This is a genomic window from Enterococcus thailandicus (assembly GCF_001886265.1).
Taxonomy (GTDB): Bacteria; Bacillota; Bacilli; order Lactobacillales; family Enterococcaceae; genus Enterococcus_B; species Enterococcus_B thailandicus.
The window spans coordinates 1-13150 of the sequence record NZ_JXLE01000001.1; the positions used below are offsets into that span (position 1 = coordinate 1).

Here is a 13150-nt window from a genome sequence, read left to right on the forward strand (position 1 = left end):
AGATGGTGGTGGAGAGCCGGAATTTCTGCTGAGGCTGGGATTCTAGCTGCGGTTGGATTTGACGACTATTTTATGGGATTTAAGTGAAATATAAAATTAAGGCTTCGAGTGTTTCAGGTGTTTTTTTTCTGTTACTGATGATTATTTCATTGCTAGAAAAGAGCTATATTCTTGCAGTTAGTTTTGGAGTTACATCTACATTTTTTTATCTTTTTCAAAAAAAATAAAAATGGTAATTTGAAAGTGAGGGATTTTAATGTTTTTTAAAAAATTAGTACCAGCAATGCTACTTGCAAGTTGTATGACAGGGTTGTTTTTTGGAGGAAGCAATGTTTCTGCATCAGAAGAAAAGAATATGGTTGTTAATAGCGTTCAGTATGAAGGTGTTTTAAAAACAGATGATTCGATTTACTTTAAAGATGTAGATAGCCTAACTACATTCGCATCAAATAATAATTTAAGTACATCAATTGATTTGGAGCCTTATTTCTATGAGGATTCTCAAGGAAATATTCAATTAGACTTAAGCAATCCAGAATTACGAACTAAGTTAAACTTATCAGATAAAGACTTGCGAGATTTATCAGTCTTAAACGAAAAAACAAAATCTATGGATCAATCAAATTTGAGAGGATTTGTTGGACTTCATATTAAGCTAGGATCAACAGTAAGAGGAATGTCGGCAGTAGTTGCTGGGGGATTTGCAGCTGGATATTGTGGGTTTTATCTGAAAAAATTTGCTGTCAATCCAATAACAGCTGGTTTAGTAGGCGCAATTAGCGCTGCTATTGGAGGAACTGTGGGATGGGCAGTTAACAATCACCTAAAACAAGTTGATGTTGGATTGAATATTACTGGAATTTCAATGAGTTATACAGTTAGTGTTCCGTGATGGCATGAAGATGATGGGGGATTTTTTACTAAGTAAATTGCATATTTTAATGCTAATGTTAACTCTTGTATGTTTTTTTGTATCTTATTTTTTCAATCTTTCCGGATTAATGATGTTACTATTTATTGGTATTCCAGCTATCCTAACAGGATACTTATTTGCAAAAAATAGTAGAACTAAATAAAGTAAGATTGATTGATAGTTTTGAATCGGCTCGCAAGTAATTGACACCATTGCTTTCAAATAATTTGAAAGTTAATAAAATTTTTCGTGGTTTAATCTCTCTAAACCGTTGCTATTAAAGCATCATGAAGCTGTTTGAAAAAATGGTTGGGCTAATCAGATTTGAAGAAAGCACGTAAAGCATCTCAATTCCTCTAAACGTTAATCAATTCCTTATTGTATCAACGTTTATAAGAGTCTTTTGGTTCAAGCTGGTTCAAATCAACTCGACAAAGAATTTAATAAGTTTAAAGCATCGGCATCTTGCTGGTGCTTTTTTTCTAGCATCAATTCAAGATAAGAGTTTTGGGTTGTTTGGATATTGACGTGGCCTAGGCGCTTTGACACATAAGCAATATCGATATCTTGAGAGAATAGAAATGAAGCGTGAGTATCCCGTAGACCATGAAAAGTCGTTTTGGGAATATCTAGCTTTTTCAATAGTTGCGCTAGCCTAGCGGATTGATTAAAGCCGTTAGGATCGAAGTAATAGCCATTCTCTTTTACTGGAATGGTTTGTAGAATGTCATATACTTCTTTGTTGATAGAAATATCTTGTTTAGAATTTTTTGTCTTTAATGAAGTATCCTCTTTGTCTATGGGGAGAGGATGTACAAAAATTCATAGACGAGATAAAGATTGAAGGAGCCAGATTTAAACATAAAAATGGTAATGTCATCTATCAAGTTGCTGGGGGAAATCTTTGCAAAATATCAGCCCCAGAAGGAACAATTGTTGATATACGAGATAAGAAGAGCTATTAGAAGGCGTGACAAAAATTTATCTATAGTGACAATTTAAAATACTGATATAATAGGTACAAATTGGTACTTTCAACTTATTTAGTTTATAGTTAGCCCCCTGTTAGAACAGGGCATGCATAGCGGCACGCCGTTATGCAACCGGCAAAATCCCCAAAGAAGGGTTAGTTGCTGGGGCGCCACCCTTCTTGGGGATTTTGCCCAGAAAGTTTGTATTTTTTATTATTGGTGATATTTACTAGAGGTCATATTGAGTTATTTTTACGAGGATTTCTAAAAAAATACAGAGGAAATTAGGAGGATTATGCATGAGCTATTTTTCCAATAATTACTGTTCAATGAAATATCCATTAATTACTGATGATCTTGAAGATAGAGGACTAAGAAATGCTCAGATTGGGGCTATTCATGCCCTAGGTGCATACTATACTACAAAAAAAGAACCAGTTCTTATATCCATGCCAACTGGCACGGGAAAGACGACTGTCATCATGATGGCGCCATATCTTTTAAGAGTTAATAAAGTATTAATAATTACCCCAACTGTACTTGTGCGTTCTCAAATTGCAGAAAATTTCTCGAGTCTAGAAGTGTTAAAGGAAATTGGAGTCTTTGAAAAAAATGTGAAAAATCCTGTTATTTACGAACTGGAGCATCGCTATACTGCTAAATATGAAGGTAGTGTCAGAAATGCAGATGTAATTATCTCAACGCCAAATTGTGCCTTGCCCTTATCCGAAGATCAAGACATGAAAAAATTATTTGACCTAATTATTATTGATGAAGCACACCATGAACCTGCTAAAACATGGAGAAGTGTACTTTCCAATATTAATGAAGCGAAGCAAATACTTTTTACTGCAACACCTTTTCGACGAGACAAAAAGGAAATAAAAGCTAACCATATATATAACTACCCTCTGTCACAAGCATATAAAGACGGAGTCTTTGGTGAAATCAACTATGTTCCCATTGAATTAAAAGAAAATGATAATAAAGATGTCACTTTGGCGAAAAAAGGCGAAGAGATCGTTTTAAGAGACAGGAATAATAATTTAGAACATGCGATAATGGTCAGATGTAATTCAAAGAAAGAAGCTAAGCGTTTATTTGAGATATATCAAGAGAACACCTTATTAAAACTAGAAGTTGTTGATAGTTCAAAAAGTCGAAAAGATGTTTTAAATACAATTAATAATCTTTCGAAACAGAAACTCGATGGTGTCATCTGTGTAGATATGATGGCTGAAGGATTTGATTTTCCTAACCTGAAGATTGCTGTTATACACAATCCCCATAAATCTTTAGCGACAACTTTGCAATTTATAGGAAGATTTGCTCGTACGAATAAAAACAAGAAAATTGGAGGAGCATCATTTATAGCTGTAAATGATGAAGAGTTTTCTTTAGAGAATAAAAAGCTATTTTCAACGGATTCTGTTTGGCAGGAGATTATAATAGATTTAAGCGAAGATAGAATAAATCGGGATATTGAAGATCAGGAGTATCTTAGAGGTTATGATAATCAACTGACATCAACAAACAATCAAGAATTCTCATTGCATAGCTTAAGTACTAATTTTCATGCTAGAATTTATTACGCCACTTCTTTCAATATAAATGCGGAATTTCCAGATTTACGAATGAAGATTGAAAATATTAATATAAACCAAGCTGATCAAACTGTAGTTGTAGTCGCTTCGGAGAAGCAATTGCCAAGATGGAGTACAACTGACGGAATCTATTTCAATTTAGAGTTCAATACCTTTATTATCCATTATCAAAAAAAGAACAATTTATTGTTCATTAATTCACATTTGAAATCAGAAAGTATATATGATGAAATCGCTAAATCATTTTGCGGCAAAGATAATTATAGAAGAATTGCAATGAGGAATATTCACAAGGTATTAAGTAATGTTCAGAATCACGAAATATTTAATTCTGGTTTAGCCAATCGATTATCTGATGGTGAAACCTATAAGATCAGTGCAGGGTCAGATGTTAGCAAAGTCATTGATATAGATAGTGGAAAGATGTACTCGCCAGGTCATGTGTTTTGTAAGGCAGAAGAAGATAATACTAAAATAACCATCGGATATAGTAGTGGATCAAAAATTTGGAGTAGCAAGTATGGAAGTATTCAAGAAATGGTGAGGTGGTTTGATTCGAATGGCGATAAAATTTCGAATAGAAGTGCTGTGGTGAAAACAAACACTAATTATGACTATATTCCTATGCCAATTGAAATGACGGAATTTCCCAAAGATATTTTTATGTGGGACTTCAACAAGCAAAGCTACGTAAATCCACATAATTTGTTAACTTCTGGAGTAGATAAACTTAATGAAACGATATTAGATGTTGATATTTCAATAGAGGAAGTAAAGAAATTTGAGATTTGGCTGAAAATTTGTTTGGGCGGATTAACCTATAGAATAATCAGGGGTATTAGTGGGAAATATTTCGCTGAAGCTGAAGAAGAACTTCTAGTGATGATTGGTAGACAGGAAGTTCCTTTATCCGTTTATTTTAATGAATTCCCATTATCGTTCTTCACTAGTTCACTAGACCTTATTTCGGAAAATGAAATTAGTAAATACGACTACAATTTACCTCTTTTTGATAAGAATAAAATTATTCAAATTCCGTGGTCTGATTATGATACAGATATAACTATGGAATTCAAAACTGATAAATATAAAGGAGATAAAAATTCTATTCAGGATACTATTGGAGAGAAACTAAAAGAGGATATTAATCTTGATTATATTATTTTCGATCATGGTTCAGGAGAAATTGCGGATTATATTTCGATAGGTGTTTTAGAGAGTGAAATTGTTGTTTCTCTGTATCATGTAAAGGCTAAAGGTTCTGTAAAATATAATTCTTCTGTAGGAGATGTATATGAAGTATTAGGTCAGTCAATAAAGTCTTTAATATGGCTGAAAAGTAAAGCGATATTATTGTCTAAATTTAGAGATAGACAACGCAGTGGGCATAGTATTTTTCTAAAGGGGGATATTAAAAATTTAAAGCAAGATTTGAAGAAAAACATTCCTATGCGGGGGAAGATAATTGCATGTCAGCCAAGTCTGAAAGGTACACAACCTTTACCAGATAAAATTGGTGAAGTATTAAGTGCCACTAATATGAAAATCGAAAAATCAGCTTTAGCTAGAGAATTTATTGTTTGGGGAAGTTAACAAGTATATATGAATCTCGTTAAAGAATCGGCCTTCTTTTGTTGATATATTGAGAAAAAGTCACTCTTCTGTGATGGATTTTCAATGAGATTCATATAGCTTTAATCGGATAGTATCTTTTATCAGAGAAGAGAAATAAATTATTTTGAGTTAATCCGTGACTATTAATATGTTGAGATACTAGAGATAAAAACTATGGGTAGAATCCGAAGAGTTTAAAGATAAGGAGGGGAAAGTATTTGGCAAAAAAAATTTATATAGAAAATAATTGTGATATAGAAATTGAGAAAGACTGCGTAAAAGTTAATGGGAAAAAAGTAGCAGAAGATGAAAAGAAGGAGGATGAGTCTTGGGAACAAGTAGCTTTAAAAATCAGAAATTCTTTTTTACAAAAACATCTTAAACGACAATATGAAAATACTATTGTTTTAACGGGAGCAGGAAGTTCTTTTAATATAGGTACAGGTGACAAAAAAGGAAAATTGATGTGGGGATTATGGGAAGAAGCAGTTAAGCAATTTAGCTACCATAAGCTCAAGATTTTTTGTGAAGAAATTAACTTTAAGACCATTGAAGACGAGTCGAATACGACAGATTTGGAAAAACTTCTCACTCATGCTCAATTTTATCAATTTGTAAATGGAACTTCTAAAGCAGATGACATGATAGCTCAGCTTAAGAAGATGGTAAAAGAAAATTGTACATTGAAGTTACCCTCTGACAACCCTCACAGTATTTTTCTAAGGAAGTTAGTCTCAAAAAAGATGAAATATGCTAGGCCTAAAATATTTACTTTAAATTACGATACGTTGTTTGAACAAGCTGCTGAACAAAATGGTTTTATGGTCATCGACGGTTTTTCCTTCAATTACCCACGAAAGTTTAAAGGTACAAATTTTGATTTAGATGTTGTTACAAGAATTACTAATAAAAATGTTTTAGAAGATAACTTTGTTCCTAACGTTGTTCATATTTATAAACCTCATGGGTCCATTAATTGGAAGGAAGATAATGAGGATGTTGTAATTGGTAATGGTACAAATGAATCGTTAATGATTTATCCAAGCTCAAATAAATATGAGAGTTCTTATCAGCAACCTTTTTTTGAAATGATGAGCAGATTTCAACAAGAAACTAGAGCAAAAAACACTCTATTAATCATTATTGGATACAGTTTCGGAGATGCACATATAAATGCAATGATTTATGAAGCTTTGAGTGTAAACTCAAGCATTACAATAATATTTGTTGCTCCAGATGTTCATGATGAAAGTAAATATGATAAGCTAAGAAATGCAGTTTTACAAACAGGTAATGTAATAATGACTGATCAAACTTTTAAAGATTTTGTAGATACCTATCCATATTCTGAAATATATGCACAAAGTATATTGGAGGATCAGAATGAATAAAAAGAACCCTTTTGACAATAATTATTTTATCGGATATATAAGTCATGTTAGTCCTCAATTTGTAAAAGTACACTTTCCGTCTTCAACATTATTGAACAAAACCATCTTCTCAGGAGAGGAGTTTAATGGAGGACTTGTTGGTAACTTTGTAACGATCGAAGCTGAAAACGCTGGTTTTATTGGGAAAATATCAGAAATTGATCTTCCCGAAAGAGAAAGGTTAGCACTGTCAGAAAAATCTTTTCAAAATTCTGATTTTCATCCAACTGCTAAAGTTGAAATTTTACTTTCCTTCGATTATTTTGATGGGAAAGCTCAGCATACCTTAAATGCATTTCCCAATATTGGTGCTAAAGTATTTGTATGTCCAAGTGATTTTATTCAAAAGTATGTCATGAAATTCGGACAAAAAGACGATGAAGAGGTACCTTACATTCATTTGGGACATCTAACATCCAATTTAGATACGGAAGTATGTGTCAGTCAGCAAGCTTTCTTTAATAGACACTGTGCAATTGTGGGAACTACCGGTGGTGGAAAGAGCTGGACAGTATCAAAATTGATTGAGAGCATGGTTAGTAATAAATCCAAAGTCATCTTATTAGATCCGACAGGAGAATACTCAGTAATTAAAAATGGAGTTAAGTCAGTAGCGATAGGAGAAAGTGCTTTTTTTCCATATCAAAGTCTAACAAAGGAAGATTTGTTCTTTCTAGTCAAACCGTCGGAAGGAATACAAAAGCCAAAACTATTAGAAGCAATTAGATCCTTAAAGGCAGTAAAAATTTTTAACGAGAGGACAGATGAAGATAGTAGTCACGATATTTTAGCTCCGTTTATCAATAATAGTAACGGAACACTAGTTAAAGCAGGTAAAAGTGTCAGGGTTTTTGAGAGGTATCAACTACAGAATTTTAGTAAAATTGAATCGGAAAGCCTAGAATTGGATATTCGCTTACTAAGTAAACAACTATATAATGAATGTATTTTTCCAACTGATAGAAGTAACGGAGAACTGTTTGGTGCATTTAATGATAGGGATGCAAATTTTTGTTATGGACTGATAAGCAGGATTAATAACTTAGCATCTACAAAAATATATGATAAATCATTCAATTTTAGTGGTGAGCAAAATGATGAACATAGCTTAACCAAAATAATTAATGATTTTTTAGATGTAAGTCAACAAGACAAGTTTGTATTAAGAATAGGATTTGAAGACTTAGGATATGAGTTTCAAGCCCGTGAAATATTAGCCAATGCTGTTGGAAGGTACCTTCTTAAATTAGCTCGAAAGAAGACCTTCAAAATGGAACCTATTGTACTAGTTTTAGATGAAGCGCACCAATTTTTAAAAAAGACAATTGTTGATGATTTTTTTCAATCAACCGCGCTTAGTGCGTTCGATCAAATCGCAAAAGAAAGCAGAAAATATGGTTTGTTTTTATGTATATCGACACAAATGCCAAGAGATATACCTGTGGGAACTCTATCTCAGATGGGAACTTTTTTGGTGCATCGACTTATAAATTATAATGACAAAGAGGCAATACGACAATCTTGTTCATCAGCAAATTCTGATATTTTATCGTATCTTCCTGTACTCGGCGAAGGGGAAGCAATTTTATCTGGCGTAGATTTTACTATGCCGTTGAGTATAAAAGTATCCCGACCAATAGTCCCTCCGGATTCACAAACACCGAAATTTAAAATGAAAAAAACTGTTTAAAAAAGGAAAACTAATACACTAACGAGTATTTTTTTGGTCAACCTTTTGATTTTCTCGAAAAAGTTTTCAGACACGTCTTAGTGAATTTTTTGAGAGTAATCAATTACTATTATGAAATTTTTAAATATGGGAGTGAGAGAAAAAGAATTATGATAGAAAATCCAGGATTATTGTCAAATGTAGCCTCTTCGTATAGAAGTCGATTTGTTGCAGAAAATTTGATTTCTCCAAAGCTGTTTGAAAATTATGTTATTCAGGGCAAAAAGAGGAAACACACTGTTGATATTTACCTTGAATTCATACAGATGAACAACCGTGAGACAACTATCATGAAAACTATTTCCGATAGAGAGATAACTGAAAATGATATTTGGGAGTTCTATACAGTGCTGCAAGACTTAAAATTTAAAGCAAAAGGAATTATATACTATGAAAATGGTAAAGTTTCATCTCTGTTAAATGAGCAAGCGAATGCTTGCAACATTGAACTTAAAAAATTTTATTTCATGAATGCAGTTGCCGAAAGTGTTTTGAAAACACTAGAAATAATGTTGCCTGATGATAAAGTTATAGGCGATCCGTTTTGGATTTTAATGGAAACTTTTGAGAATAATGGTATTAGAAAAACAAATGGTAATTATGTCCAAATCGAAGATAGTATTCCCTTATTTCTTTCAAGGGAGCAAGCAAAACAAATTTGTGAAACACGAAATAGAGTAACTAATATAAGGTCTCAAGTTTTTGGACTGTCTCAGAATCAAATGAAAGCTTTATGTAAAAAACTGGAAGTAAAGGGATATCCAGTTGGATTAGGAATAATTTTGCCTAAGTTTGAACAACCAGCTGATGGACAGCTTGCTATTTATAAAGTTGATCCAAAAAAATTATTGAAATACTATTATCGGGAGAATTAATATGGGAATGGGATCTAAAGAAAAGGGAGATAAATTTGAAATAGTTATAGAAAAATTATATAACTTGATTTCAGAAAATGAACGAATTGAAGCAAATGTTTCAAGAGATGTGCATCTAATTGGAGATGATGGGACAGATAATCAATTTGATATAGTATATGAGTATGAACATTTTGGCATAAATTATAGAGTAGCAATTGAATGTAAAAATTGGAAAAATCCAATAAATGTGATAAATCTTAGAGATTTCTCATATAAACTAGATCGTGTTGGAAACATTAATGGTATATTTATTTCTGCCGAAAGCTCGTTCCAAGATGGCGGGAAAAAAGTAGCAGCATGGCAAGGTATTAATCTGATTAAGTATGATGACTTTAATCGCTTTATAAGTGGTCAAAATGAAGATTACCTTTTACCTGATTATACAACAATAGGCGATCCATTTTGGATGATTATGAATAGAAATGGGAAAAATACACTAGAAAAAAATTCTTATTTAAATTGTGTTTACATTTTTGAAAGCAGATTTTTTGCGAATGATTTTTATGAGAAATGTTTAGAAAAGGATGATAAATTTAAAGTAGTCGGGGTATCTCAAAAGCATCTTAGAGAATTAAGGTTTTTGGTACAGAAAAATAGAGTGAAAGTAAAGATGTTTAATGCATTTGCTAGAGAATATGATGAATTAAATTTTCACTTTTGGGATTTGAACGAAGACGATTTGGCGGCTTATTTACGTTAGCAAAAGTTTGGATAACCAGCATAATTGTCCTGTATATTTTTTTATAGAAGAAATTCTCTTTATTATTAGTAATCCACATTCATATTTTTTTGTGTAAGCAAAGAAAGCTTTATTTTTAAACTCTTTAGTTAGCAGAGTGTGCATGCTTTTAAAGCAGACTATCTAAATGTATTCTTGGGGGCTGAAATATTTTATTAATCTGACATACTGGCGAGTATTTTTGACCATAATTTTGACCTTCTCGAACAAATTCTACTAACAATTATCAAGGTTTTACTTTTGGCTAAAATGTTGATTTATAGCGGTTTGTTTTAAGTCAGGTTCAACTAGATTTTCATGAATCACACAATACGGGCGTACTTACAGAAAAACAGGCGGAGGGAATATTAGATATAGCCCTATTGTATTTTAAAGAAACAGAATATAATCTGTTGGTAAAGCAAATAATTTTAAAGTTTAAAAAACGTTCTCTCAATATTGAACACACTATTTCCAGATTATTCTATGATAACCTTGTTGACTTAGACAGAGATAAGGATTTCTTGATTGAAATTGTTGGTTCAGATTTGAGTCGCAAATTAGTGCATTCTTTTGTACGATATCTTGAGAACGAATCCAAATCAATAATAGATTTTGAAGAAATCATCTTGTCGATGGGTACTAATATAGTTCGATTTAGAGATAAAAATAATGATTATTGGGAAGTAGAAGATGAAATATCTAAACTGATAATTGGATTATATGATGAAACCACCAATTTAGAATCTCCTAAAATGAAAGCTATCTCTGATAAATGTCTGGATTTATGGGATTTAATGTATGAGAATCAAATAGGATCTATTAGGAATTTAAGTCAAAAAATAATGGATAGGTAAATTATTTGTTTTATGGTCTAAATAATAGTTGAATAAAAACTAGACTGAGAAAGGAGTAACATGGTAAATCAGTTCTATACAAAAGGAAAACAGTTTGATTATTTGGATTTCGAAAGTGAATTGAGGAGATTAGGTAAAAAAAAATATGTAACGAAAATCTTTCAAGAAGCTGAAAATGATTATGATCTTTTTCTAGCAAAAATAAAATCTCTAGGTTTAGAAATTGACGAATATTCAGTTAAGCAGCATAATAATCCTTTTCTAAAGAATTATGACATTATATTCCAAAAAGAGTTAAGTAGTGAGAATAAAGAAAAAATTTTGAATCATCTTTTTCAAGTTGATCAGTTGAATCATTTTTTTGTTAACTCTAATATTGCAATTGACAAAATAATAGAAGAAAACTCGGAACAAACAAATTTTTTACTATCACAATTCATCGTTTATTTGGAGTATTGTCTAAGATTATTGAGGAATGGGGATATTACTGATATTAGTCTGGAAGAGACTACCACATCTTTCGACTACTATATTACTAGTTCAGGTGTTATTCTAAAGTATTTACTTCATAAAATTTCTTTCAATAATCAACGTGGATGTAACCGTATTTTTTCAGAAGAAGATTTATTGTGGAATCTTAATGTCTATAATAATTATGTTGAAAGAGATAATTTGATGGATGCATTTGAATATTGGAAGTACTCAAGGATTGAAATAATTGAACGAGAGAGTACCCCTCTTGTTGATTTTGCGGATGAAGAATTTAATAGAGCAGTGTTAGTTGGTAATTTCAGACATAAGAATTTTATGCGAGATATAGAGTTGGATATTGTTAACTACAAAAAAGATCGCGGTATAATTAAATCGGATGATTCATTGATAAGATTTATATCGATCATGTTTCAAATGAATTATGCTTACGATACTTTGGCAAAGAAAATATGAGTACTTTGATTTTTGGAGTTGAATTAAGAAAGTGGATAGATTCAATTCATTTTTTTCAATACGAAGCAATCCATTTCTTAGAAAAAAAAAGAAAATATCATTCTTACGGTTCAAAACTTATGTATTGTCAGAACGGAGTTTGAGTGGAAAAAAAAGCTAGTTAATTCGTCAAAAGAAATATCCAATGAAGAAGCAAAAATAATAATTAGCAAATTAACTTTTTGTAGACAAACTAATGATTTGATAGATGCTCCTTTGATAAGAATTCAAGATAAGTTAATACTACTACCTAGTTTAACTAGGGAAGTTCGACCACTTTCAGCCATATTGTCAATGTTTTCAAAAACAGAAAAAAAGGAAAATATGGTGACTGATTTAGGATTTAAAGGTGCGGTCTTTGAAGAACGGATAAAGCATCTTTTAAAGGTCAGTAATGGCATTGTTGCCAAACGATTACACATAAGATTTGATAAGATAGAGTTCGAGAGAGAAATTGATGTGGCTTTCGTATTGGATAAACATCTTTTCTTAATTGAGTGTAAATCGTTTAATCAACCTTACACTGTTCGAGAACATGCCAAAACCAATAAAAAAATTAGAGATGCAATTGATCAATTAAATAGGAATGCTGAATATTTTGAAGGGAGTTTGAACATAGTAAAAGAACAATTGGACTTAAAAGATACCATAGAAATAAAGGAAATACATCGAGTATTACTTACCTCGACTACGCTAGGGGAAGCTGGAAAACAGGGCAATATTTTGTTAACGGATGAAGCATCATTTAATGGATTTTTACTCAGAAATTCTCCGAACTTGACAATAATAGATGGTAATAAAAAAACGACGATTTGTGTAGATAATGAAGGAATATATTCTGGAAAAGTGACCGCGCATAAAATGATTGCTTTCTTAAAACGTCAGCCATTGATAGAAAGTATGAAGAAAAGGATAAGTAAAATTTTGGAATCAAAGGGTTCTATTAGTTATCTATGTTGTAAAAAAACTGTTGAGGATATTTACATTGATAAAGGCACTGATTGAATAGTATAAGCACAGCTAGAATCACGTAGTAAAACAAAATGAAAAATTTTATGATTTCATAGAGGGAAGATACACTGGCGAGTATTTTTTTGACCATACTTTTGACCTTCTCGAACAAGTTTTACTAACAATTACCAGATTTTCAACTTACTCTAAAACGCTGATGTAAAGCGGTTTGTGTTAAATCAGAGACCACTAGATTTCCAAGAACCACTCAATACGGTCTCAAAGATCAAAACGCTGCAGAATAATCAAATTATTGTTTATGCAATATTTGGCAGGCCTCATCTTCGGATGGGGTCTGTTTTTTTGCAGGTTTTTTATACTTGGTTCTCGACATAGCCGAATTAGTTCATTGAAAACAAAGAAAAAATCGCACATAATAAATTAGTTTGAATCTATATTTTG

9 protein-coding genes and 1 pseudogene are annotated in these 13150 nt (G+C 31.8%); 9 read left to right on the forward strand and 1 reads right to left on the reverse strand.

Going from position 1 to position 13150, the window contains the following annotated elements; translation table 11 throughout:
* Nucleotides 1-256 precede the first annotated feature (256 nt).
* Nucleotides 257-892, forward strand: a complete 636-nt coding sequence (locus tag RV17_RS00005; protein WP_071868165.1) for a hypothetical protein — start codon at nt 257-259, stop codon at nt 890-892.
* 444 nt (nt 893-1336) lie between these two features.
* On the opposite strand, the pseudogene RV17_RS00010 reads toward RV17_RS00005, so the two are convergent.
* Nucleotides 1337-1705: pseudogene (locus RV17_RS00010) on the reverse strand (tyrosine-type recombinase/integrase); the annotation flags it as partial.
* Between the two features lie 478 nt (nt 1706-2183).
* Here RV17_RS00010 and RV17_RS00020 point away from each other — a divergent pair.
* The 8 genes from RV17_RS00020 to RV17_RS00055 all read left to right on the forward strand — a co-directional run bounded on the left by RV17_RS00020 (nt 2184) and on the right by RV17_RS00055 (nt 12742).
* Nucleotides 2184-5081 (forward strand): DEAD/DEAH box helicase, encoded by a 2898-nt coding sequence (locus tag RV17_RS00020; protein WP_083571943.1) that lies wholly within the window; start codon nt 2184-2186, stop codon nt 5079-5081.
* Nucleotides 5082-5320: 239 nt separating this feature from the next.
* Complete coding sequence (locus tag RV17_RS00025; RefSeq protein ID WP_083571944.1) at nt 5321-6493, forward strand: SIR2 family protein; 1173 nt, start codon at nt 5321-5323, stop codon at nt 6491-6493.
* Nucleotides 6486-8222: an ATP-binding protein gene (locus tag RV17_RS00030; RefSeq protein WP_071868168.1), complete on the forward strand. Its 1737-nt coding sequence runs from the start codon at nt 6486-6488 to the stop codon at nt 8220-8222. The genes RV17_RS00025 and RV17_RS00030 overlap by 8 nt, the downstream gene beginning before the upstream one ends.
* 149 nt (nt 8223-8371) lie before the next feature.
* Nucleotides 8372-9136 carry a hypothetical protein gene (locus RV17_RS00035; RefSeq protein ID WP_071868169.1) on the forward strand — a complete coding sequence of 255 codons (765 nt, stop codon included), beginning with the start codon at nt 8372-8374 and terminating at the stop codon, nt 9134-9136.
* A gap of 1 nt (nt 9137) precedes the next feature.
* Nucleotides 9138-9878, forward strand: coding sequence for a restriction endonuclease (locus RV17_RS00040; protein WP_071868170.1), 741 nt, complete (start codon nt 9138-9140; stop codon nt 9876-9878).
* A gap of 431 nt (nt 9879-10309) precedes the next feature.
* Nucleotides 10310-10753 (forward strand): hypothetical protein, encoded by a 444-nt coding sequence (locus RV17_RS00045; protein WP_143139908.1) that lies wholly within the window; start codon nt 10310-10312, stop codon nt 10751-10753.
* 60 nt (nt 10754-10813) lie between these two features.
* Nucleotides 10814-11698, forward strand: coding sequence for a hypothetical protein (locus RV17_RS13580; protein ID WP_071868172.1), 885 nt, complete (start codon nt 10814-10816; stop codon nt 11696-11698).
* Between the two features lie 363 nt (nt 11699-12061).
* The gene (locus tag RV17_RS00055) at nt 12062-12742 is read left to right on the forward strand and encodes a nuclease-related domain-containing protein (RefSeq protein WP_172843730.1); all 681 of its coding nucleotides are present in this window, start codon (nt 12062-12064) and stop codon (nt 12740-12742) included.
* Nucleotides 12743-13150: the final 408 nt, after the last annotated feature.